Source organism: Brevibacterium sp. VCM10 (assembly GCF_000583215.1).
In the GTDB taxonomy this organism is placed as follows: Bacteria; Actinomycetota; Actinomycetes; order Actinomycetales; family Brevibacteriaceae; genus Brevibacterium; species Brevibacterium linens.
In genome coordinates, this window is record NZ_JAJB01000018.1 from 49654 (window position 1) to 73429 (window position 23776).

Annotated in this window: 22 protein-coding genes; 15 read left to right on the forward strand and 7 right to left on the reverse strand. The window is 60.5% G+C overall.

From position 1 onward, the window contains the following. The first annotated feature begins 1 nt into the window (after nt 1). The 3 genes from AD89_RS0104595 to AD89_RS0104605 all read left to right on the forward strand — a co-directional run bounded on the left by AD89_RS0104595 (nt 2) and on the right by AD89_RS0104605 (nt 2951). Nucleotides 2–556, forward strand: a complete 555-nt coding sequence (locus AD89_RS0104595; RefSeq protein ID WP_025777436.1) for a TRAP transporter small permease — start codon at nt 2–4, stop codon at nt 554–556. Continuing rightward, a complete protein-coding gene (locus tag AD89_RS0104600) occupies nt 553–2067 on the forward strand; it encodes a TRAP transporter large permease (protein ID WP_025777437.1) in 1515 nt (504 codons plus the stop codon). Before AD89_RS0104595 ends, AD89_RS0104600 begins: the two co-directional genes overlap by 4 nt. A gap of 116 nt (nt 2068–2183) precedes the next feature. Continuing rightward, nucleotides 2184–2951 carry an SDR family NAD(P)-dependent oxidoreductase gene (locus tag AD89_RS0104605; protein WP_025777438.1) on the forward strand — a complete coding sequence of 256 codons (768 nt, stop codon included), beginning with the start codon at nt 2184–2186 and terminating at the stop codon, nt 2949–2951. Between the two features lie 120 nt (nt 2952–3071). Here the strand turns inward: AD89_RS0104605 and AD89_RS0104610 are convergent, their stop codons facing one another. Together AD89_RS0104610 and AD89_RS0104615 are read right to left on the reverse strand one after the other, a co-directional pair. Beyond that, nucleotides 3072–4025: a PCC domain-containing protein gene (locus AD89_RS0104610; RefSeq protein ID WP_025777439.1), complete on the reverse strand. Its 954-nt coding sequence runs from the start codon at nt 4023–4025 to the stop codon at nt 3072–3074. 63 nt (nt 4026–4088) lie between these two features. After that, nucleotides 4089–4790, reverse strand: a complete 702-nt coding sequence (locus AD89_RS0104615) for a YoaK family protein (RefSeq protein WP_025777440.1) — start codon at nt 4788–4790, stop codon at nt 4089–4091. A 207-nt stretch (nt 4791–4997) separates the two neighbouring features. Here AD89_RS0104615 and AD89_RS0104620 point away from each other — a divergent pair, with 207 nt between their 5' ends. Together AD89_RS0104620 and AD89_RS0104625 are read left to right on the forward strand one after the other, a co-directional pair. Then, nucleotides 4998–6803: a gamma-glutamyltransferase family protein gene (locus tag AD89_RS0104620; RefSeq protein ID WP_025777441.1), complete on the forward strand. Its 1806-nt coding sequence runs from the start codon at nt 4998–5000 to the stop codon at nt 6801–6803. A gap of 2 nt (nt 6804–6805) precedes the next feature. Next, on the forward strand, nt 6806–7489 hold the full coding sequence (locus tag AD89_RS0104625) for a GntR family transcriptional regulator (RefSeq protein ID WP_035319895.1): 684 nt from the start codon (nt 6806–6808) through the stop codon (nt 7487–7489). A gap of 61 nt (nt 7490–7550) precedes the next feature. Here AD89_RS0104625 and AD89_RS0104630 read toward each other — a convergent pair whose 3' ends face one another. Further along, nucleotides 7551–8042, reverse strand: a complete 492-nt coding sequence (locus tag AD89_RS0104630) for an SRPBCC family protein (RefSeq protein WP_025777443.1) — start codon at nt 8040–8042, stop codon at nt 7551–7553. Nucleotide 8043: 1 nt separating this feature from the next. Next, on the reverse strand, nt 8044–8463 hold the full coding sequence (locus AD89_RS0104635; RefSeq protein ID WP_025777444.1) for an ArsR/SmtB family transcription factor: 420 nt from the start codon (nt 8461–8463) through the stop codon (nt 8044–8046). Nucleotides 8464–8823: 360 nt separating this feature from the next. Between AD89_RS0104635 and AD89_RS0104640 the strand changes: the two genes are divergently transcribed. The 9 genes from AD89_RS0104640 (at nt 8824) to AD89_RS0104680 (ending at nt 19381) form a co-directional block, all read left to right on the forward strand. After that, on the forward strand, nt 8824–10284 hold the full coding sequence (locus tag AD89_RS0104640; RefSeq protein ID WP_025777445.1) for an APC family permease: 1461 nt from the start codon (nt 8824–8826) through the stop codon (nt 10282–10284). Beyond that, nucleotides 10281–11198 (forward strand): universal stress protein, encoded by a 918-nt coding sequence (locus AD89_RS0104645; protein ID WP_025777446.1) that lies wholly within the window; start codon nt 10281–10283, stop codon nt 11196–11198. Before AD89_RS0104640 ends, AD89_RS0104645 begins: the two co-directional genes overlap by 4 nt. Nucleotides 11199–11583: 385 nt before the next feature. Then, nucleotides 11584–12468 (forward strand): SMP-30/gluconolactonase/LRE family protein, encoded by an 885-nt coding sequence (locus AD89_RS0104650; protein WP_025777447.1) that lies wholly within the window; start codon nt 11584–11586, stop codon nt 12466–12468. 10 nt (nt 12469–12478) lie between these two features. After that, on the forward strand, nt 12479–13783 hold the full coding sequence (locus AD89_RS18115) for an MFS transporter (protein ID WP_035319898.1): 1305 nt from the start codon (nt 12479–12481) through the stop codon (nt 13781–13783). A gap of 169 nt (nt 13784–13952) precedes the next feature. Then, nucleotides 13953–15029: a LacI family DNA-binding transcriptional regulator gene (locus AD89_RS19575; RefSeq protein WP_081770335.1), complete on the forward strand. Its 1077-nt coding sequence runs from the start codon at nt 13953–13955 to the stop codon at nt 15027–15029. A gap of 54 nt (nt 15030–15083) precedes the next feature. Then, a complete protein-coding gene (locus AD89_RS0104665; RefSeq protein WP_025777448.1) occupies nt 15084–16400 on the forward strand; it encodes an MFS transporter in 1317 nt (438 codons plus the stop codon). Between the two features lie 16 nt (nt 16401–16416). Continuing rightward, nucleotides 16417–17190 (forward strand): SDR family oxidoreductase, encoded by a 774-nt coding sequence (locus tag AD89_RS0104670; protein WP_025777449.1) that lies wholly within the window; start codon nt 16417–16419, stop codon nt 17188–17190. Between the two features lie 18 nt (nt 17191–17208). Further along, complete coding sequence (locus tag AD89_RS0104675; protein ID WP_025777450.1) at nt 17209–18138, forward strand: 3-keto-5-aminohexanoate cleavage protein; 930 nt, start codon at nt 17209–17211, stop codon at nt 18136–18138. 391 nt (nt 18139–18529) lie between these two features. Further along, nucleotides 18530–19381: a fumarylacetoacetate hydrolase family protein gene (locus AD89_RS0104680; RefSeq protein WP_025777451.1), complete on the forward strand. Its 852-nt coding sequence runs from the start codon at nt 18530–18532 to the stop codon at nt 19379–19381. A 117-nt stretch (nt 19382–19498) separates the two neighbouring features. On the opposite strand, the gene AD89_RS0104685 is transcribed toward AD89_RS0104680, so the two are convergent. Genes AD89_RS0104685 through AD89_RS0104695 form a run of 3 tightly spaced genes read right to left on the reverse strand, consistent with a single transcriptional unit; the run spans nt 19499 to nt 22818 of the window. Then, a complete protein-coding gene (locus AD89_RS0104685; protein WP_035319900.1) occupies nt 19499–20473 on the reverse strand; it encodes an acetamidase/formamidase family protein in 975 nt (324 codons plus the stop codon). Further along, on the reverse strand, nt 20473–21864 hold the full coding sequence (locus tag AD89_RS0104690; RefSeq protein ID WP_025777453.1) for an APC family permease: 1392 nt from the start codon (nt 21862–21864) through the stop codon (nt 20473–20475). Before AD89_RS0104690 ends, AD89_RS0104685 begins: the two co-directional genes overlap by 1 nt. A gap of 45 nt (nt 21865–21909) precedes the next feature. Continuing rightward, nucleotides 21910–22818: a proline iminopeptidase-family hydrolase gene (locus AD89_RS0104695; RefSeq protein ID WP_025777454.1), complete on the reverse strand. Its 909-nt coding sequence runs from the start codon at nt 22816–22818 to the stop codon at nt 21910–21912. A 146-nt stretch (nt 22819–22964) separates the two neighbouring features. Between AD89_RS0104695 and AD89_RS0104700 the strand changes: the two genes are divergently transcribed. Further along, the gene (locus tag AD89_RS0104700; RefSeq protein ID WP_081770336.1) at nt 22965–23717 is read left to right on the forward strand and encodes a FadR/GntR family transcriptional regulator; all 753 of its coding nucleotides are present in this window, start codon (nt 22965–22967) and stop codon (nt 23715–23717) included. Nucleotides 23718–23776: the final 59 nt, after the last annotated feature.

The window sequence follows — 23776 nt, forward strand, 5'->3', positions numbered from 1 at the left end:
GATGAGAGTCATCAGATTCTTCGAGGACTGGGTCGTCATCGCCTCGTTCATGGTGATCGTGATCGTCACCTTCGTCAACGTCCTCTCCCGCTACATCTTCAAGGCCTCGCTGGCCTTCTCGGAGGAGATCACCATCAACCTCCTCGTCGTGCTCACGATGATGGGAGCCGTCGTCGGGATCCGCCTCGGCGCGCATCTCGGGTTCACCTACCTCGTCGAGAATGCAAAGAGCAGCGTCCGCCGCGCACTGCTCTTCACCGGCACCGGACTCATCGTCGTCTTCCTCGCCGTCCTCCTCATCTGGGGCGGGGAGATGACGATCGCGCAGGGTCTGCGCGGCCGGGCGACCCCGTCGCTGGGCATCCCGCAGTGGCTGTTCACCCTGTCCATCCCCTTGGCCGGTCTGCTCGGAATCATCCGCAGCATCCAGGCCCTGCGGACGGCTCTGGGCGAGGACACCTCCGCCGAGGCGGTCGTCGACAGACTCGCAGGTGAGGCGACCCCGACCGTCGACTCGTCCGAATTCTCGTCAGATGTCAAGGGAGGCCGGAAATGATCGCGCTTCTGCTCTTCGGCAGCTTCTTCCTCTTCCTCGGCCTCGGGATCCCCGTCGCCTTCGCCCTCGGCCTGTCCGCCGTCGTCACGCTCGTGACCACCGACGGCTTCCAGGTCCTGGACGTTGTGCCCTCGGTGATGTTCCCGTCGATGAGTTCGGGCACGCTGCTGGCGATCCCGTTCTTCATCCTCGCCGGCATCGTCATGCAGTACACGGGCATCTCACAGCGGCTCGTCGACCTCGCGTTCCTCATCTTCGGACGCCTGCGCCACGGTCTGGCCGCGGTGACGATCATCTCCGCGTTCTTCTTCTCCGCGATCTCCGGATCGGGGCCGGCCACCGTGGCCGCGATCGGTGCGATCCTCATCCCCGCGCTCGTGCGCCACGGGTACCAGAAGAAGCATGCGGTCTCCCTCGTCGCGGCCTCCGGGTCGATGGGCATCGTCGTGCCCCCGTCGATCGCGTTCATCATCTTCGCCGTCGTCGCCGCCGAGTTCGGCAAGATCTCGATCTCCCGGCTGTTCATCGCCGGCATCGTGCCCGGCATCATCATGGCGCTCGCATTCTTCATCGCCGCCCTGTTCGTCCCGCGGGTGCGTGAGCTCGCCGGCCTGCCGGTGAGGGCCAAGACCGGCGCCGAGGCGGGGGCCGGGTCGACTGCGGCGGGTTCTGATTCCGCCGGCAACGGCGGTTCAGGTGCGTCTGTGGCAGGCGATTCTGCGGCAGCGGGGAAGACTCAGCTGCTGACGACGAACGGGAAGGCCGCCTCGGCGAGTTCCGGATCCACCGGAACGGGCGTCGGAACCGTCGATCCGACGGTCACGGACCATCACGACGGCGGGTTCGGCGAGTTCATGTCCGCGCTGATCAAGGCCATTCCCGGGCTGCTCATCCCGGTGATCATCCTCGGCGGGATCTACGGCGGAATCTTCACCCCCACCGAGGCGGGAGCCGTCGCATCCGTGTACGCGCTCGTCGTCGGAGTGTTCGTCTACCGGGAGCTGACCTGGAAAGACATGCCGAAGGTGTTCCTCGAATCCGGGGTCTCGACCGCGGTCATCATGTTCATCGTCGGCGTGGCCAGCCTCTTCTCCTATGTCATCACCGTCGAGGGGGTGGCCGACCGGATCTCGACGGCGGTGCTGGGAGTGACGGACAACAAGTACCTCATCCTCGCGGCGATCACGATCATCCTGCTCATCGTCGGGGCCTTCGTCGACGCGATCAGCGCGTTCTACCTGTTCGTCCCGATCCTCGTGCCGATCCTCATCGGCGTGGGCGTGGACATGACGACGATCGGCGTGTTCATGACCGTCAACCTCGCCATCGGTCTGTTCACCCCGCCGGTCGGGCTCAACCTGTATGTGGGCGCGGGCATCGGGAAGATCAGACTCGAGGAGGTCGCGCGCGGAATCATGCCGTTCCTCATCTGCGCGATCATCGCCCTGCTGCTCATCACCTACATCCCGGCGATCTCGAACTGGCTGCCCGACCTGCTCGGGGTCGGATAGTTCGGGCTGCCTGCTGTCGGGGTCGGTGCCTGCGGGCGTCGGCCTCGGCCGGCGGGCCCGGCCATTCGGTCGGGCCGGGAATCTCACGTCTCACTCACCTCTGTCGAAGGAGAATCATGGAACCGTATCTGCTCACGAACAAGACCGCCCTGGTCACCGGTGCCGCGCAGGGCATCGGCCTGGCCATCGCCACCGCACTGGCCAGGCGGGGCGCCTCGGTCGGGATCGTCGACCTCAAGGGCGCGGAGGAGGCCGCGGCCGGGCTGGCTTCGGAGTACCCGGATCAGCGATTCGCGGCGTTCTCACTCGATGTCCGCGACGCCGACGAGGTGACTGCCGCAGTGGGGTCGTTCGTGTCGACCTTCGGGGGTCTCGATATCCTCGTCAACAATGCGGGCACGGCTGTACGCATCGGCATCGATGAGATCACTGCCGAACAGTGGCAACGCGATATTGAGACCAACCTCGGCGGGACGTTCAACTTCATCAAGGCCGCCGTCCACCCGCACATGTGGGAGGCCGGGAGCGGGTCGATCATCAACATCTCGTCGATCTCGGGCATCAACGGGGGAGCGGTCTCCGACGGGGAGGCCGGTGCCCGCTCGGGTCCGGCGTATGCGGCGAGCAAGGGCGGGATCATCGCCCTGACGAAATGGGTGGCCAAGGAGTACGGACGCCGGGGCATCCGCTGCAATTCGGTGGCGCCGGGACCGGTCGAGTCCGCGCTCACCGTTGGACAGACCTATGACACCTCGGGTCAGGCGCTCGACCGCATGGGTCAGCCGGATGAGATCGCCGAGGCGGTCGCCTACCTCGCTACCGACGGTGCCGCATTCACGACGGGACAGATCCTGCGCGTCGACGGCGGGGCCGTGATGTCGTGAGTCGCTGACATTGTCGGTCGCTGGAGCGGTCGGTCGCGAGCAGATGATCCCCGCAGCATTCTCAGGATGGTGCGGGGATCGTTGCGTCTGCGGATCTGTCCGGTTGGGCGACGTGCGCGGTCAGTCCGTGCGGCGGACGAAGAGTTCGAAGGTCACCGCCACCGGGTTGGCTCCGGGTTCGAGGGTGCCGAAGCTGACGTCTCCGGCGACGTCGACGACCTCGCCGGAGAGGCTGACCTGCGGGGTCTCGCTCGCAGCGTCGGTGACGGTTCCGCTCAGGTGGGTGAACTCGACGGCCGGCCATGGGGCACTGCCGCCTGTGAACACGGCTCCGGTCGTGCTGCCGAGGCTCGCCGTCACCTCGGCGGAGTCGAAGCCGGCGGTCCGGCAGACGGCGAGGACCGCCTCGTCGAGGATCTCACCGGGACGGATGCGGGAGACGACGGCATCGTGGGAGACCGAGTCTTCGACCGCCTCGCCGAGGGGGCGCACCGATTCCGTCGGGCAACTGCCGGCAGGGATCGGCGCGAACGCGGAGAACCCGGTCTCGGGATCGACGTCGCTGATCAGTCGCGCGTCGTCGAGGGCGAAGAGTCGGATCGTCAGTCCGGCCGGCCCTGCCAGCGTGCCCGGCAGCAGATGCCCGCCTCTGGCTTCGTTGCCGGGACCGGTCCACGATGCGTGCACGTGGTTGAACGGAGAGCCGTCACGGACGCCGATGGTGGCCGACGCGTGTCGCAGTCCGGTGGGGACATCGACGCTGAATGTCTCGGTGAAGGACATCGGGTGCTCTGCGTCGGGACCGTAGGCGGGGTGGACGTAGTCGATGTGTCCGAAGTCCCCGGACACGAACTCGGCCATGATGCCGGGAACGGCGAAATCGGTCAGCGACTGCTCGAGGGCGGCGAAGACGTCAGCGCCCTCCGGCAGTTCGAGGAGGTGCTCAGTGCAGAGGGTCGGGACGGAGACGATGCGGGGACTCTGTCGCTGTCCCGCGTGGATGACCGTCGTTCCCGGCGCCTTGAGTGGGAAGGTCGGCTGCGGCAGGTCTGTCGTCTCGGCTCCATTGCTCATGGCTCGATTATCGTCGGCGGCCAGCGTCGATGTCGCCGAGAATCCATGTCGTGGAACGTGAACTCAGGCGTTCGACGCAACGGCGGCGGCCGCCTCGGCGCGGGTTCGTCTCTTCTTCTCACCGAGGTGGCCGATCACTGCCGCGGCGGCGATCATGGCGGCGACGAGGGCGATCCCGATCCACTGATTGAGCATGAGCGTGGCGGCACCGGCCAGCGCGCCGATGAGGATGAGCACGACGGCCAGTGCCCGGCGAATCCAGCGGACATTGTCACCGCCGGCCAGACTCGAATCGGCAGCGAGGCCGACGATCGTCGAGGTCACGACCACGGTGGTGACATCGGCGATCTTCATCTTCCGTGCGGCCGCGGCCTGCGCACCCATGAGCGCGGACAGGGCCGAGGTGAAGATCGTGCCGGCCAGCCCGATCTCGGGGTCGGGAACGACCGCGACGTAGACGGACAATGCGGCACAGCCGACGGCGACGGCCGAGAAGATCACGGTCGTCCGGTGGTGCCAATTCTCGCCGATGTCGCCGAGGATGCGCCCGGACAGTGCCGCGCCGACCATGAAGAACACGAGCGCGAGGGCGGGGCGGAGGACGGGGACGCCATCGGCGCCGGCGAGACCCATGCCGAGGATGACGACGTTGCCGGTCATATTGCCGGTGAAGACCTTGTCGAAGCCGAGGTAGCCGATGGCGTCGACCATACCGGTCGAGAACGTCAGCAACAGCAGCATGGCCAAGTCGAGGCGACGAGTCATGGGTGTCCTTTCGCAGGCGAGTGGAGCCGGCGGCAGTGCCGGAATGTCGCCAAGAGGTGTAATTTGTATACAAAACTGTAATCAGGTGACAGTTGGCATGCAATCGAGGGTTAGCTCGGAGTTGTCCGGGTATCGTCGGTGTCGACTGCTGACCGAGACTGACGCGCCGAACGACGATCAGCTGACCACTGCCGAAGGACAACGCAAATGACCTTTACCCCGCCCCCAGCGTTCACCACGCGACCCACCCTCGAGGGTCACTTCGGGATGGCCGCTTCGACGCACTGGTTGGCCACCGCAACGTCGCAGGCGGTGCTCGAACGCGGCGGGAATGCCTTCGACGCCGCGGTCGCCGGAGCCTTCGTCCTCCACGTCGTCGAACCCCACCTCAATGGACCCGGCGGTGACATGACCGGGATCTTCGCCACCGCCGCAGAACCTTCCCGGCCGCAGGTGATGATGGGGCAGGGGCCGGCCCCGGCCGCGGCGACGATCGAGCACTTCCGCAGCGAGGGCCTCGACATGGTCCCCGGCTCCGGGGCGCTCGCCGCCGCTGTTCCCGGAGCCGTCGACTCGTGGTTCAACCTGCTCGAACACCACGGAACGTGGGAGCTCGCCGACGTCCTGGAATTCGCGATCGACTATGCCGACAACGGGCATCCGATTCTCGCCCGGGCCGCCGGGGCGATCGAGAACGTCAGTGAACTCTTCACTGAGCATTGGCCGACCTCGGCCACGCAGTGGATGCCCGAAGGCCGCGTTCCCGAAGCCGGCGAGCTGGTGTTCAACCGCGTCTACGCCGATGTGCTTCGCAGGCTCATCGCCGCTGGTGACGGCGCTGCCACGCGTGAGGAGCGGATCCGAGCGGCCCGCAAGGAGTGGAAGTCCGGTTACGTCGCGAAGGCGATCGCGGACTTCATCACCACCGCCCACCGACACTCGACCGGCAGCGACCACGCCGGAGTGATGACCCTGGAGGACATCTCCGGTTTCGACGCCGGCTTCGAAGATCCCGTCACCATCGACTTCCGCGGCTACCAGGTCGCGAAGATCGGAGCCTGGGGTCAGGGCCCGGCGCTGCTGCAGACGCTGAAGATCCTCGAAGGGTTCGACGATGACTGCCTTGACCCGTCGACCGAGATCGGAGCCCACACGATCCTCGAGGCGCTCAAGCTGGCCATGGCCGACCGCGACACCTACTACGGTGATGCCGACGTCGACCTCGATTGGCTGCTCAGCGAGGATTACGCGGCGGACCGGCGAGAACTCATCACCGAGGAGGCCTCCGGCGAATTCCGGCCCGGTTCCGGGCGGGACGGCTCCGCTCCCGCCTTCACCACTCCGCTCATTTCCGAAGGCGCGGACAAGGAAGCACTCATCAAGGCCGGAATCGGGGAACCGACAGTACAGAAGAACGGCGTCAACAACGGCGACACCTGCCACCTCGACGTCGTCGATCGGTGGGGCAATATGATCTCCGCGACCCCGTCGGGCGGCTGGCTGCAGTCCTCGCCGACCGTCCCCGGGCTCGGATTCTGTCTCGGCACTCGGCTGCAGATGATGTGGCTCGACGAGGCGGCCCCCTCGGCTCTGCGCCCGGGCAAGCGTCCGCGCACGACATTGACCCCGACCTTGATCTCCCGAGACGGGCAGCCGGTCATCGCTCTCGGCTCACCCGGCGGTGATCAGCAGGAACAGTGGCAGCTGCTGCTCATCCTGCGCATGCTCGTCGGCGGGTACGACGCGCAGGAGGCCATCGATGCCCCCGCTCTGCACACGACATCGTTGGCGGGGTCGTTCTGGCCGCGCACCTGGGTTCCGGGCGGAGCGGTCGTCGAGGACCGCCTCGGCGAGGATGTCATCAACGGACTCATTGCCCGCGGTCACGACGTGACCAGGGCGGGGGAGTGGGAGCTCGGGCGGCTGTCGTGCGTGACCCGGGATCCGGCGACCGGGCGGCTGAGCGCCGGAGCGAATCCGCGTGGGGCGCAGGGTTATGCAGCGGGCCGGTGACCATGGCTGATGCACACGATGCGCAATTGGATGTCGCCGCGAAGATCCGCACCGACATCATCAAGGGCAGGCTGGTGCCCGGGGCCAAGCTGCGGGAGGTCGCCCTGGCCGAACGATACGAGGTCTCGCGGATTCCGATCCGGGAGGCGCTGCGTGCGCTCGAGGCCGACGGGCTCGTCGAGTCGCGGAAATACAGTGGCTCGGTCGTCGCGCCCTCGCCGGCCGACGATGCCGAGGACCTGTTCGAGATCCGCATCGTGCTCGAATCGGCGACGGCGAAACGCGCCGCCCGCCGGGCGGCCGGGCTCAGCGCCAGCGGCGAGCACGATGTGCGGTGGTCGGAGATCCGCGCAGAGATCAATGAGATCCTCGAGGCCGGTGACGCCGTCATCGATCAGGAGCGATTTGAGGATCTCGCGGTGCTGAACATGCGATTCCATTTCGCGATCGCTGAGCTCAGTGGGAGTCTGTCGTTCGTCAGCCTGCTGCGTCAGATCTCGGGCAAGATCGAGTGGCTGTACTCGCTCAACCTCATGCGCCGGGGGCCGCAGGCGTGGCCGGAGCATCGCGAGATCATCGCCGCCATCGACGCCGGACAGGTCGACCGGACCGCCGAGGCCATGGCCCGGCACGTGCGCCGCAGCCGCGATTCCTACTTCGCCACGATGTCCGATCACTCCCGCTAGAACTACCCGACGGCGGCTGAGCAACCTCGCGCCAGGTTGCTGCGCCGCCGTCACGTAGCAATTAGGCGAGGAGGCGGTCGAGTTTGTTGTAGCCCTCGACGATGCCGTGCTCCATGCCCGAGGCGACCATACCGTCGCGGGATTCGACCGAGTCGAAGATCGAGGTCGACGTCAGCCTGGTCCGTCCGTCGCCGAGGTCGGTGAGCGTGAGGATCTCGAGGTTGACCGCGTCCGGAAAACCTTCGAAGGTGAAGGTCTGGACGATGCGCTCGTTCTCCCGTACCTCGTGGAACGAACCGAAGAACGCGTACGCGCCGCGATCATCGGTCGAGACGTAGCTCCAGTTCCCGCCGGTCGTGGCATTCCATTCGCGGATCGTGTTCGTGATCGAGTCCGGACCGCACCACTTGACGAAGAGCTCGGGATCGATGTGGGCCCGGAACACCTTGTCCGGCGTGGCGGCGAAGTCGCGGGTGATCGACACGGTCTGCACGCCCTCGGGGACGTCGAGCTTGAGAGTCGAATAATCGGCTGCGGTGTCTGTGGTGGTCATGTCATGCTCCTTTGCGTGATTTTCTGTCGGTTGAGTACGGTGCTGAGTCACCGGATCCCTTCGCCGAGGCGGCGCTCAGGTCCGAATCGTCCGTTGCCTCGTCCGCGTTCATCGCTTCGAGGACGGCGTCGAGGCGCTGGTAGCGTTCCTCTGCCTGCTGCTTGTATCTTTCGATCCATTTCGTCATCAGATCGAACACATTGTCTTCGAGGTGGACCGGTCTGCGTTGGGCGTCACGGGTGCGGGAGACCAGTCCGGAGTCCTCGAGCACCTTGAGATGTTTCGATACGGCCTGCACGCTCACCTCATAGGGTTCGGCGAGTTCGTTCACCGTCGCATCGGCGACGCTGAGCCTGGCCACCATGTCCCGTCTCGTCGGATCGGCCAGGGCGGCGAAGACCTTGGACAATTGATCGGCCACGTGAGCCTCCCGTGCAGCGCAATCGAAACTGATATTCAACCTTTCGGTTGATTAGAAGCGTAGACCTGGCTGCGCATGGTAGTCAACTGTTTGGTTGAATAAAGTTCGGATGGCTCGTCCGCTTCGCTTCAGGACTACCCGACGGCGGGCCAGCAACCTCGCGCCAGGTTGCTCAGCCGCCGTCGGGTAGCAAATGCGGGGAGGGAGTCGCGAGCAGCATGATCCGCACAAACCGCAGGTCTGCGGGCCCAACCGCCCCTGCCCACGATTTCACCTTGTCGACGCCGCCGGAGCTGCGAACCTGAAGTACAGTCGAAGCGACGAGGTGAACCGAACCGACAATGATGTCAGGAGTTGACCATGCCCACACTGCGACAGCAGCTGTTCCGGATCAAACCGGTTCCGCGGCAGAAGGAAGATGTCGAAACCGATCTCAAGCGCACCATCGGGCTGTTCTCACTGACGATGGTCGGCGTCGGCTCGACCATCGGCACCGGAATCTTCTTCATCCTCTCCGAATCCGTTCCGGTGGCAGGACCGGCAGTGATCTGGTCATTCGTCATTGCCGGTGTCGTCGCCGGGCTCGCGGTCATCTGCTACGCCGAGCTCGCCGGCTCCGTCCCTGTGTCCGGGTCCTCCTATTCCTATGCGTATGCGACCCTCGGTGAGCTGCCGGCGATGGGTGTGGCCGCCTGCCTCCTCCTCGAATACGGCGTCGCGGGAGCTGCCGTCGCGGTCGGCTGGTCGCAGTACGTCAACCAGCTGCTGTTCAACCTCTTCGGTTTCGAGATCCCGCACGCCCTGGCCTACGCTCCCGAGGAAGGCGGAATCGTCAACCTTCCGGCGATCCTGCTGCTCGCGATGTGCTGCTTCCTGCTGGTCCGCGGCACCGGCGAGTCCATTGTCGTCAACGCGATCATGGTCTGTCTCAAGGTCGGCGTCCTCATCTTCTTCATCTGCGTCGGCGTCACCGGCTGGGACTCGAACAACTTCGCCGACTTCGCTCCCTTCGGCATCTCCGGAGTCGTCGCCGGATCGGGCCTGATCTTCTTCAGCTATGTCGGCATGGACGCCGTCGCCACCGCCGGCGATGAGACGAAGAACCCGAAGAAGACGATGCCCAGAGCCCTCATCGCTGCCCTCATCATCGTCACCTCCGTCTACGTCCTCGTCGCCGTCGCCGCGCTGTCTGCCCAGCCCTGGGAGGAATTCGAGGGGCAGACCGCTGGCCTGTCCGCAATCCTCGAGAACATCGTCGGCTCGCAGTGGCCCGGCACGATCGTCGCCGCCGGTGCGGTGATCTCGATCTTCTCCGTCACCCTGGTCTCCATCTACGGCCAGTCCCGAATCCTGTTCACGATGGCCGGCGACGGCATGATGCCCAAGCTCTTCCGCGACGTCAATCCCCGCACACTCACCCCGGTCAAGGGCACGATCGTCGTCACCGTCGTCATCGCGATCCTCGCCGGCTTCATCCCGCTCAACTTCCTCGCCGAGATGACCTCGATCGGCACCCTCGTCGCCTTCGTCGTCGTGTCCCTGGCCGTGATCATCCTCCGCGTGCGCGAACCGGACCTCGAACGCGGATTCAAGGTCCCGTTCTATCCCGTCCTGCCGGTGCTCTCGATCGTCGGCTGCTTCTGGATCATCTCGAGCCTGCAGATCATCACGATCGTCGTCTTCATCATCTGGACCGCCTTCATCCTGGGCCTGTACTTCATCTTCGGCCGCAAGTCCTCCGTCCTCGGCAATCAGCTCGCCGAGGAGGGGCACACCAATCCCGAATCCGCCGGAACGGACTCCACAGGAGGAGCCAAATGAGCATCGTCGTCGGTCTCGCCCCAGGTCAGGACAACCGCGCCGCAGTCGAGCTGGGTATCGTCCTCGCCCGCACCTATCGGCGCCGGATCGTCGCGACAGCCGTCGACTCCGCCGCGTTCCCGATGGCACCCGTGCACTTCGAGAGCCAGTACGAGAAGAGATTCCGCACCGTCGCCGAGGCGGCCCTCGACGAAGCTCGTGCGCTCATTCCCAGCGATCTTGAGTCCGAATGCGTCCTCCACTCCGCGCGGTCGTCACGGCGCGGACTGCTCGAGATGTGCGAGAAGACCGATGCCTATCGCCTTGTCGTCGGCCCCTCGTCGGAGGGAAAGCCGGGCAAGATCGCGCTCGGATCGGTGTCGAACGGTCTGCTGCACAGCGCCAGGCTGCCGGTGGCTCTGGCTCCGGCCGGATTCCAAGCGTCGGAGGGCGCGCGTCTGGAGCGGATCACGGCCGCGTATTCCGGGTCGTCCACCTCGGCGGATCTCATTCTCGGCGCCGCGATGGTCTCGGCGGAGTCGGACGTGCCGTTCCGCATCGCCTCGTTCGCCCCGCGTTCCCGAGTCGTCGCGTCCGCGAACGTCCCCTTCGATATGGAGTCGCGCGTCATCGACGAATGGACGAAGACCGTCCAGCGCGACACGGACAAGATCCTGTGCTCGATCGAGCAGCTGCACATCAAACCTGGTGAGACGGACGTCGTCGTGGGAACCGGCGCCGATTGGGCCGCGGCCCTCAGGGCTGTCGAGTGGAAGCACCCGGAAGTGATGATGCTCGGGTCCTCCGGGTTGGGTGCGCTCAAGCGAGTGTCGCTGGGCAGCCATGCGATGCGGATCCTGCAGAACTCTCCGGTGCCGATCGTCGTCGTGCCCCGCCGTGCGAAGGCCGATTACATCCGCCAGCAGACCGTGTGAAGACGCGGTGTGAAGCCCCTTGGTGCGAGGTGCGATGGAGCGAGCAAAGCGGAGTGCGAAAGAACATATCGTTCGCTGGTTACGGGGTGGGTTGAACCAGGAGACTCGGGGTTCTGGCTGTCGCGTCGACTGAGCGGAGGATCCGAGCTGGTTGCAACTAATGGCGTACTTGCCCAAGCTGGCTGAAGCTTCAAATGTGTCGGTGCAGAGCTAGTAGCATTCGAGGGATTTCGTGCCCTCTGCTTAATGTTGCTTAATGCTGGCTGATCATTCTCTAATTGGAGTGCCTCACGCCGCAATGAAGCGAATTTCAATGTGCCGATCACAGCAGATACGAGCGTCACGCTTCATGCGTTCTGGACATGAGCATAGGGAGCGAACCAGTATGGCAGCAAATATTGAAGTGCTTTTGGACATCAAGACGACGTTGGGTGAAGGTCCACTTTGGGACGCTGATTCGCAGCGCCTACATTGGATCGACAGCGCCGATGGGAGAATTTTTCGTTCCACCGTTGATGGCCGCGAACTGCGGTGTTGGGAAGTCGGTGAGCCTGTTGGATCCATAGCAGTAGGTGCAGACAACACCTATTTTCTTGCTGCGTTGAAAAGTGGGCTCTATCGCATCGACATGCGAAGCGGAGCAAAAGAACTATTAGTCAATCCAGAGCCTGACCGCCCAAGGAATCGCCTGAACGACGGCAAAGTAGATCGCCAGGGGCGATTTGTATTCGGTTCGATGGACACTTTGGAAGAAGAGGCTTCCGGTAAGTTGTACTCGTATGGCGTCGATGGTCAGATCTCTGTCCTCGACACAGGAATCATCTGTTCGAACGGCCCATGTTTCAGCCCGGATGGCTCAACTCTCTATTTCTCAGACACATGGACAGGTGAGATCTGGGCCTACAGCTATGACGTGCAGACGGGAAAAGTATCTGAGCGGAGGACTTTTACGACGGTTGATACTAGTGCCGGTGGCGCCGCAGATGGTGCCACGGTCGATTCTGAAGGGTACCTTTGGCAGGCGCTGGTCTACAGCGGGAGCATTGTTCGCTATGCCCCGGATGGGCAGGTGGACCGGGTTCTCGAGATGCCAGTCCTCAAAGCGACTAGTCTCAATTTCGGCGGTCCTGATTTGGACACCTTGTTTGTCACATCGATGGCAAAACCGCCCTTGCCACGTTTCCCTGACGACAGTCAGATGAGAGGTTCGCTCTTTGCTGTGACCGGCCTCGGAGTCAATGGAATTCCCGAACCCAGGTACGGGAAGTGAGGGTCAGCAAATGAACTCAACGATCCTCAAATCTCTCGGCTCCATTCACCGGTACTCATGGGTGTCGCTCCTTGTCTGCTGGTTGATCTGGGTCATCAATGCCTACGACCGAGAGATCATCTTGCGCCTTGGGCCCTCGATCTCGAAGTCTTTTGACCTCTCTCCCGATGCATGGGGAGTCATCGCCGCACTCATAATGCTCTCATTGGCAGTTATGCCGATCCCAGGCTCTGCAATGAGCGATAAATATGGCGGTGGTGAGAAGCGCGCCAAATTCCAGGTGCCACTCGTGATCGGTATGGCAGTCCTGTCTTTCGTCTCTGGGCTCAAATTCATCAGCCACAATATTGTCTTGTTCTTTGCGCTTAGATTTGGCGTCAACCTCGGGGCAGGTTGGGGTGAACCGGTGGGGGTAAGCAATACCGCTGAGTGGTGGCCGAAGGAAAGACGCGGATTTGCTCTTGGCGCACACCACACCGGGTACCCGATCGGGTCGTTGTTGTCAGGCATAATGGCGGCGGCGGTGCTCAGCTGGTTCGGGCCTGAAGGCTGGTCGTATGCATTCTTTCTTGCCATTATCGTTGCTGTCCCGGTGATGCTCTTTTGGGCGAAGTACTCTACGCGGGACAAGATAGTCACGCTATACAAAGACTTCGATGCCAAGGGACTGACTAGGCCAGACGCAATTGAAAACCTGCAAGGCCACGCCAAGGGCCTTTTGAAAAGGACAGTGACGACTCCAGCTATCACAGTTACCGCAGTCACTACTCTGCTTACTCAGATCGTCTACATGGGTGTGAACACCGTGCTTCCTCCCTACCTCTATAATATCGTCGGACTCTCTCTGGCTGAGTCGGCTGGGCTCAGCGTCGTGTTCGCTCTGACTGGAATCTTCGGACAAATCATCTGGCCAACTCTGTCCGACAGAATTGGTCGGAGGCCGACCATCATCATCTGCGGTGTCTGGATGGCGGTGAGCGTTGCGGCCTTGTATTTTGCAACGACGTCTCTTCTGGTAGTGATCGTCCAACTGGTCTTCGGATTGGTTGCAAATGCTGTCTGGCCCATCTATTACGCGGCAGCGTCAGACTCTGCTCCAGACGGGGGTACATCGACAGCCAACGGTGTCATTACGACTGCAATGTTCATCGGTGGAGGAATTGCCCCTGTCCTTATCGGCCGACTCGTCACGATGGGCGGCGGCTGGGAAGCATCCTCGGGGTACGTCTATTGCTTCCTGACGATGGCAGGGTTTGCGCTGTTGGGGGCACTCGTTCAGGCCTTTGTGAAACAGCCCAGTAAGTTGGGCGTTTGACCAGGCTTGCGCACCGTAGCATACGGGCGAGAGGGTAATCGGCTGTGTAGCTTTTCCTAGATCACAACCTGGATTCTTCGAATTACTTAACGTTGCTTAACATTGAGGCTCGGGCGTCCAATTGCAGTATTCGATCTGCACAGGGGCGTGGAGGGTAAAGGTGTCAACGATGCAAAAGGAGCCGCGAGATGCCGCGTCTCGCTCTCGCGTCTCCGCTGCTCAAGTGGCGCGTGCTTGCGGTGTATCGACTGCAACTGTCAGTTACGTCTTCAATGGGAAGTCCGGTGTCTCCTCAGCAGTAAGACGACAGGTCATCGACACGGCCAATGAACTCGGCTATCGGTCACCTCTGACTTCCGCGAAGCACAATCGATCTCTGACCCGGGTGATCGGATTGATTGTCCCGTCAATGGTCAATTACATGCACATGCATTGGGCTCAGGCCATCATTGAAGCTGCCGACGAGGAAGGCTTTGACGTCTTCGTATCGACTACGGGAGATGACCCGGAACGGCTGGCACACGTCGCTTCAACTATGTCCGCACGGAACGTCGATGGTGTCATTTCGACGGGAGGAATGCGACTGGACGCTCGTTCATACGGAACATTGCACAGCGCCCGCATACCGGTCGTCAATCTCTCACGCCGGGTCGAACATGCCGACGCAAGCTTCATCGGCATCGATGACGGACTTGCGGCGAGTGAACTGATGACGCATGTCCTCGGTCACGGCGTCACCAAGATTGCAACTGTGATCGGCCCTCGATTCTCGACCGCTTCTGCAGATAGGGAGCGAGCTTTCATTGAAACTGCTTCTGAGCACGGCATCACTATCCCGGGTGCATGGAAAGTGAGCACGCGTCTGCACCGCAACGGAGGAAGAATTGCTGCGGAGGAACTCCTCGGTGATTCGAAGAATCGGCCCGAAGCTATTGTCTGCGGTTCCGACGAAGTGGCGTTGGGGATCATTGAACATTCTGTTGTCAACGGGATCAGCATTCCTGAGGAACTGGTTGTAGTCGGCAGCGACGGTCTTGCGCGTTCTCGTTCCCCGCTGATGGGGATGACGACGATTGTTCAACCGGTAGTGGAAATGGCAAAACAAGCGTTCGCAGTTCTGCTGGACCACATTGGAGACCCTGGGACTCGGGTACGTGAGGTTATCTGCCAACACCACATCCACATAGGGACCAGCTGCGGATGCAATCCCGAAACATTCAACGCACTGAGTACACACAGGGAATGAGTCGGTCGACTGCACTGCAGACGAATCGCCCAGCCCTCGAGAGTAAGGATGATTATGTCAAAATCAGCGACACTGCGGTCGCCTGAAGTGCTCAATCGGGTGATCTTCACCCGGTTGATGCCGCTGCTCATCGCAGCCTACATTCTGGCTTTCCTGGACCGAAGCAATATCGGGATGGCTAAGGAACGGCTAGAGATCGATCTGGGGATCTCCGCCACTGCGTACGGTGTTGGAGCGGGCCTGTTCTTCCTCACTTATGCGCTATGCGAGATTCCATCGAACATGATCATGCATAAGGTCGGTGCTCGGTGGTGGATCATGCGCATCATGATCAGCTGGGGTCTGATCTCTGCCGCAATGATGTTCGTGCAGGGTGAGTGGTCGTTCTACATTCTGCGTATGCTGCTTGGGATCGCCGAAGCCGGTCTGTTTCCGGGCGTCATGTACTACCTGACCAAGTGGTTCACGGTGAAGCATAGAGCAAAAGCCAACGGTATGTTCCTCCTTGGCGTCTCTATTGCAAACATCATCGGAGCACCCATTGGGGGCATATTGCTGACGATGGATGGCTTCCTTGGCATGCACGGTTGGCAGTGGATGTTCCTCATCGAAGGAGTTCCAGCGTGCTTCTTGGCAATTCTCGTTTGGAAGTACTTACCCGATGGTCCACGGCAAGCTAAGTTCCTCAGCACCGAAGAGGCCGCATGGCTTGAAGCCACTATCGAGGAGGAAGAACAAGCCGGTGCGTCTGGGGCATCCAACTACCGACTAGTCGACATTGTGCGCGACCCGCAGATCCTACTCGTAGTCGGCGTCTATTTCGGCCATCAGCTTGCCGTCTATGCCCTCAACTTCTTTCTGCCATCGATCATCGGTAGTTGGAGTCAAATGGGCTCGGTGGAGATCGGTTTGCTGACTGCGATCCCGTGGGTGTTCTCAGCCATTGGTGCACTGCTCCTACCTCGCTTGGCAAAGACTGCGAGCATGTCGAAGAAGATCGCACTTGGTTCCATGATCGGCATCATCGTCGGCTTCATCATCGGTGCGCTTGGTGGTCCGGTGGTTGGCCTCATTGGGTTCTGCCTGGCAGCGTTCAACTTTTTCGCGCTCCAGCCCATTCTCTTCACATACCCGGCGACAAGGCTCTCGGGAGTTGGGCTGGCAGCGGGACTCGCTCTCGTCAATACAGTCGGCCTCTTCGGCGGATTCCTCGGTCCTTACATTATGGGCTTCATGGAAGATCTCACAGGCTCCGGAGTCTCAGGACTGTGGCTTATCGTCGGCGTCTGCGCAATCGGAGCATTCCTGATTCCGTTCCTCAAACAGGGGCAAGAATCCGCGATTCAGCAACCCGTGCCGTCGGGAAAATGAAAGGAAAGACAGAAGAATGAACATGCTTGGGCTAGAAGGAACACGTGTCCTCATCACGGCGGGTGCGGCTGGAATCGGACGTGCGATCGCACAACGATTCGTCGACGTCGGCGCTGAGGTTTGGGTGACTGACATCGCGGAGGCCGCAGTGGAGTCAGCACGCAGGCAGGGACTTCGAGCGACCGTCTCCAACGCGGCCGATGAAAGCCAGGTCATGTCTCTGGCAGTAGAAGTCAAAGAATCATGGGAAACTCTCGATGTGCTGGTCAATAATGCAGGAATTGCAGGACCTACCGGCGCTATAGAGAACCTTGATTCGCAGGCCTGGTTGTCGACATTTGACGTCAACATCCACAGCCAGTTCTACTGCGTCAAGCACTTCCTCCCGTTACTCAGAACAAGCGAGAAAGCGTCGATTGTCAACCTGTCTTCTGCCGCCGGAAGGCTAGGAATGGCAGGACGCAGTCCTTATTCGGCATCAAAGTGGGCGGTGGTCGGGCTAACAAAGACCTTGGCTATCGAGCTTGGCAGCGAGAACATCCGGTGCAATGCAATCTGCCCTGGCGCCGTAGGTGGTCCACGAATCGAAGCAGTCATTGAGTCCAAAGCGGAAATGTTGGGCAAGAGTGTCGACGAAGTCACTGGGCTGTACACGGGCCAGTCTTCATTGAACAAACTCGCGAAAGCCCGCGATATCGGAGACATGGCTGTATTCCTGGCTTCTGACATGGCATCGCATGTCAACGGTCAGGCCATGGCCGTGGATGGAAATACTGAGAAGCTGTACTGAGACCTAAGGAAGACACAAATGGCACAGGCGCGAAAAGTCATCATCACATCGGCGGTTACGGGGGCAATCCATACGCCCACGATGTCGCCTCATCTTCCCATCTCTCAAGATGAGATCGCAGATGCGGCAATCGGAGCAGCTGAAGCTGGAGCCGCGATTCTGCACTTGCATACGCGTGACCCTAAGGACGGGCGACCATCGCAGGAGCCGGAGCACTTCGAACCAGTTCTGCAGAAGGTGTCGAGCAACACCGATGCGGTCGTCAACATCACCACCGGCGGCTCGCCGCATATGAGCGTTGAAGAGAGAATGCAGCCAGTCTCAACGTTCAAGCCGGAACTTGCCAGCCTCAACATGGGTTCGATGAACTTCGGGCTATTTCCGATGTTGGACAAGTATCCATCGTTCCAGAACGACTGGGAGCGCGAGCATCTCGAGAATTCGAGGGATCTGGTGTTCAAGAATACGTTTGCCGACATTGAGCGGATTCTGGAAATCGGAAACTCGAATGGAACTCGTTTCGAGTTCGAGTGCTATGACATTTCGCATCTATACAATCTTGCGCACTTCCAGGGAAGAGGCTTGGCGAAGGGCCCGCTCTTCGTGCAGTCAGTGTTCGGGTTGCTCGGTGGTATCGGGGGGCATCCGGAAGATCTTATGCATATGTACCGTACGGCTGATCGTCTTCTTGACGACTATCAATGGTCGATTCTTGGGGCAGGAAAGAACCAGCAGCCGCTGGCAACTATGGGTGCGACGATGGGGTCACATATCCGTGTGGGCCTTGAAGACTCACTGTGGATTGGTCCCGGCAAACTTGCTAAGTCGAACGCGGCGCAGGTGACAAAGATGCGCTCCATTGTCGAAGAATTGGGAATGGAAGTTGCGACTCCCGATGAAGCTCGAGCAATGCTCGGTCTTAAGGGCGCTGACCAGGTGGCATTCTGAAACCTGGCTATTAATGCAGTATTCGACTGAGGGTCCAGCTCGACGGTGTTGGGCCCTCTTTGCACCCTCGGTGCCGTTTGCCGGTTCAAGTAATGAATCGCGCGTATAGTCTCGTCGATGGGCGAGCAGGGATGATTGTGCGTCGGCCGACAGGAAGTTCGTCTCTCAATTGACCGACTCCAGTCTGGCGTTTGAGGTGACTCTGCTATGGGCATTGGGATTACAGGTCGTCCAATGAGGCGCGGATATGGCAGGAAATCGTGTGAGCGTGTGGGTCGGGCATTCAGCGCAGATGTCCAATACTTGAACAGTTCCAAATTAGCGCCGTTTGTCTCGCTAGCCTGGCTGCAGGTCACAACGACGTGGCCTAGAGCTAGTAGAGAGGAACCGCATGGAACTGCTGCGACTGGGACCGATCGGACACGAGGTTCCGGCAGTCCGCCACGACGGAGTCTGCTTCGACCTCCGCCCGCTGACCGATGACATCGACCCGAACTTCTTTGCCGCCGACGGCATCGAACACGTCCGAAAGGCGCTCGCCGCTGGAGAGCTTAAGCCACTCGACGGTGCCGATGAGATGCGCATCGGTGCGCCGCTGACCAGGCCTTCTGCCATCGTGTGCGTGGGCATGAACTATGCCGCGCATGCTCGTGAGGCCGGAGCCGAACCTCCCGAGCGCCCCGTCATCTTCTTCAAGATGCCCTCGACCATCGCAGGGCCCACCGACCCGATCGAACTGCCGCCGGATGCGACGAAAGCCGATTGGGAGGTCGAACTCGGAGTGGTCATCGGATCACGGACCTTCAGGGCCGTATCGGCGAGGGAAGGACTCAACCACGTCGCCGGGTACGTGCTCGGCAACGACCTGTCCGAACGTCGCCTGCAGATCGAGGAGTCCGGAGGCCAGTGGTCGAAGGGGAAGAACCTGCCCGGGTTCACACCGCTCGGCCCGTGGATCCGCCCCGCCGCCGAGGTGGACCCCGGTGACCTGCGGCTGCGCAGTTGGGTCAATGGCGAAGCTCGCCAGGATTCGTCGACGAGTGACCTCATCTTCTCCGTCGGCGAGATCATCTTCCAGCTCAGCCAGGCGATGGCCTTCGAGCCGGGAGACGTGATCCTCACCGGCACCCCGCAGGGTGTCGCGCTGTCGGGCAAATACCCGTATCTGGCCGACGGGGACATCGTCGAGCTCGAGCTCGAGGGGCTGGGCCGGCACCGCCAGGTCGTCACCGTCACCGACTGAGTTGTCGTATCGCCTGCAGACGTGGATGGTGAGTGCGACGAGCGGCGCACCGAGGTGGTGCGCCGCTCGTGGCGTGGCTAAGCGAAACACGGTTGTGCGCTTATGGGTCCCGTGGGGTCAATCGTTTTGCAGCACGGATTTTGGCAGACGATGAACGGTTACTGCGCCAACGGCCGTCATTGAGTGAAGTGGGTCGGGGGCAGTTGAGCCCGTAGGTCCACCCAATTCCGAGTGGGCTACTGCGCTCATGACAACATAAGCATCAGAGGGGGACCAACCATGATCGCGGACAAGGAAATCAAACATGTCTTCATACCCGCGATTGATCGATTCCTGCACTGGGTCGCCCAGTCCGACGAAGATCCACTCTTCGGCGGTCTCGATTCGTGGGGCGCGAATTCGTTGGTGTCCGGCTGTTTGGGTGTGGTTGGTCTTCTGAGAGGGGCTGCTCTTCACGATATCGACGGAGACTATAGCGGTCCCTTGCGCTTCGATAGCGACGAAAGATGACTCGCCTCTCGCCATGATCGCATGGATATCGCCGATTGACAGCAAGGCGCCCGGAACTTCGACCGGGAGGTAGACAACCGCTCCTGGTTTAGCGTCTGTGAGGTCCATATTTCCGCCAAATGAATAGGTTGGCATGATCGTTGACCCGGTTCCACTCGCAGGTGCAGTTCCGATGCAACCGATCATTGGCTGTGTGGGTACAGACAAGTGCTCAGTAAGAACCACCTCGCCAGACCGGATTGGGATCTGGCGGGAAAAAGCCTGATTACCCATTTTGCCTGCCAGTGCGCCAGTGCCGGGCAGATAGACGGACCAGCCGTGGTCAAGGAGCTTGATGTCGTGGATCGTGACTGCAAGCGTGTCGCCAGGTTCGGCATTTTCGATGAACACTGGCCCAGTGATCGGGTTGATTTGAGCGGTTACCTTCTCAAGGTCGCCGTGCTCGTGCAGCTGAGCGTACACGGTATCGTCGGTTTCGAAACCGATAGTCTCGCCGCTTCCAGGTGCGATCCTCAGCACGGGTTCGGCTCCTGCCGCGAATGCTCCGCTGCTATGGGTGTTGCTGATGAAGTGATCAGGCATTATTGGCCTGCCTTTCGTACGGACTCCTCGGATTCATGTGCGGAGATCCCGGCACCCTTCTTTCGATAGATGATAAATACGACTATGCCGACCAGGAGCCAACTGAGCCCTCCTAGCTTGGCAAGGACATCGCTGTTGACAAGGACATAACCGATAATCAGAAAACCTATTGCCGGGAGCACAACGTGGCTCAGCCAGTTCCTCGAGCCATCACGGACAGCATAGGCCCAGATGACGCTTAGGTGGAGAAGTAGGAAGCCGGACAGCGCGCCGAAATTGACCATTGAAGAGATCAGCCCAATTTGGCCGACGAAGAAGATGACAAGGACCGCGCTCAAGCCAGAGACGACGAGGATTGCGTTCCGTGGCACCTGCTTGGTGTTGATCTGTTTGAGAAATGCGGGAAGCTTACCGTCACGACTCATGGAGAACAGAAGACGCGAAGTTGCTGCCTGAGCTGCCATGGCGTTCGCGATTCCAACCGCGAGAACATTGCAGACAAGGAAGGCCTTTGCCCAGCCAGTGCTTGAGGCAGCTGCGACGATATCGAAGAAGGCATTGCCCGCTTTGTCGTCTGGGAATGCACCGGTGTTGCCAGCCAACATGCTAGCGAGCCAAGTCTGCCCAATGAACAGGATTGCGACGACGATGAGAGATGTGATCATTGCGCGCCCCGCTGAACGATGTCCGCCAGTCGATTCCTCAGCCATTGTCGCGATTCCGTCAAAGCCGAGAAAGCTGAGCACGGCGATACTAAGTGCGGCCGCGATGAGGGGAGCCGTGACTTCGGCTGAACTCCAAATCGGAGTTGTTGACCATTCGGCGGCTGGCAGAGTTCCCCCGTTGAGTGTTTTCACAGCGATGATCACGAAGGTGACGACGAAGAATAGCTCCATGACGAGGAACACGCGGTTCATCAGTTTGATGGAATTTACCCCAGCGAGGTTTACGACAGTGTTAATGGCGACGAAGACAAGAGCCCACACCCATCTTTCTGTGCCTGGGAAGATGCCGATCATCGATTCAGCCGCGAAAACATAGAGGAGCGTCGGTACAAGCAGGTAGTCGAGTAGCATGAGCCACCCGGCGAAAAACCCGAGGTTCGGGTGTATGCCAGCTCCCACATAGGAAAACACCGAACCAGCGAGGGGAACGCGACGGGACATCTGTGAATACGACAACGCTGTGAAGATCATGGCTATTAGGCCGATTGTGTAGACGAGCGGGACCATGCCCTTCGACTCGTTGTAGACGGTGCCGAAGATTGCCCAGGGGGCAATCGGGACCATGAAGATCAAGCCGTAGATGATGAGGTCGACAGTCGAGATTGAACGCTTCAGTTCTTGTTTGTAGCCGAACGATTCGACTGAGTTTTGCATTGAGCTGCTCATGGTGAGTCCTTAGACGCGAAATAGTAACGGGCGAAACATACTGAATCAGCTGTCGTGATCCGCGAGAAAGTCGTTGACGACGCCAAGAACGACCCCAGGTTGTTCGAGGTGCGCACAGTGGCTCGCGCCGTCTATCACGACTGACCGGACGTCTGGGATCTTGTTGACGAAAGGTGTCCAGGTTGCAGGGGTGGCCTCGTCGTATTCGCCAGCCAGGACGAGAGTGGGCTGGTTGACCTTAGGAAGTTCCTCAACGATTGACCAGTCCTTCAGCGAGCCGATGACGTGAAACTCATTGGGTCCGTTCATCGTGTGATAGACGGTGGGTTCAGCCTCCATTTGTTCGGTGCTCTCAACGAACTCCATAGGGGTTGGCTCGACTCGACAGACATGCCGCCTGTAGAACTCGTCGACGCAACTGAGATACTCGGCATCGTTGGTTTTACCCGCGGCTTCGTACTTACTCATAGTTTCGTTCATGCCGGTAGGTAGTTCGGATCTCAGCTTGGCAGCCGCCTGTGCCCAGAGCGCCATGGAGGCCGGCGAGTTGAGAATCGACACTGAGCGAAGTGCTGTTGGTTGTCGTATGGCAATTTCGGCCGCCAGCATTCCTCCCCATGACTGGCCCAGGATGTGGAATTCGTCGAGGCCGATGGAAGCTGCTAGGTTGAAAAATTCTTCGACAAAAAGCTCTGGTGTCCAGAACTCTGTAGGTGAGTCGGGCAAGTGAGTGCTATTTCCGCAGCCCAACTGATCATAGTGGATGACAGTTCGGCCCGCCGCTGCGAGGCGTTCGAAAGGCAACATGTAGTTGTGCGCCATCCCAGGGCCGCCGTGGAGGACGAATACAGGAAGTGCGCCCGGCCGGGGCGTGTTCGGCTCGGCTATGCGTATCCATGTTTCGTAGGCGCGGAAGGGAATAGTTCGTTCGGTGACGGTCCAGGGCTCGGTCAATTCTGCTCCTAATGGAATGACATGTTCTGAAACGGGCGCAACTGAAAGTGATATGAACCACAGTGCGAAATAAATGGTTCTGTGTCAATACCAATTCGTGAATTGATAACCTGTGGAACATGGCGTTGATCGAGCAGGGACGGTGAATGACAGTGGTGTCGGATCCCAGCCATCGATTTTCGCCGCTTCCAGACAACCCGAAAGTTGCGGCAATTGTTGATCGCCTTGTGACTGCGATTGCTGCGGGAGATTTCCTTCCCGGAACGCGACTGCCTAGTGAACGTGCGCTCGCAGAATCGCTCGCGGTCGGGCGAAACACTGTGCGAAGCGCGCTCAAGGAACTCACCGATCAAGGGCTCCTGGAGACTCGTCGCGGGCGGAACGGAGGGGCCTTCGTGGCGCAGGGGCAACCTATTGCCCTACGCGATTCCGTAGTTAGGATCTTTGGAACAGACTTGGGGAAACTCGAGGCAACGATCGATGCCATAGCCCTCGGTTATTCACTGGCAGCAGAGACCGCAGCCCTTCGTGGGAAGCCCGAGGACTTCGAGCGTATCTCAGTGGCGCTAGGTTCATTTCACGATGCTGTCGCTACCGGCGATGCACGTGCAGCTCAACTAGCCGACGGCAAATTCCATCACGCAATTATCGAATCGGCTAAGCAGCCTATGCTCCACGACATCATCCGCGATCTCGACCGCAAGATCAGTCTCGGTGCTCCCCTGCATATCTGGGGCAGTATTGAGCAACATGAGCCTATGCAGCGTCGAGCTCTAGAGGATCATATTGCGATCTTCGAGGCGATACGAAGCCGTGACAGGCAGGCGGCCTTCGACCTTTCCTATGAGCACTCAAAAATCGATCTAGACATCATTTTGGAGCTTCTGCAGGTAAAGTGAAGGCTTCTGGGAAGTTGAAATGAGCCCCACCCCGTGTGGGTGACATTTGCCGTTCTACG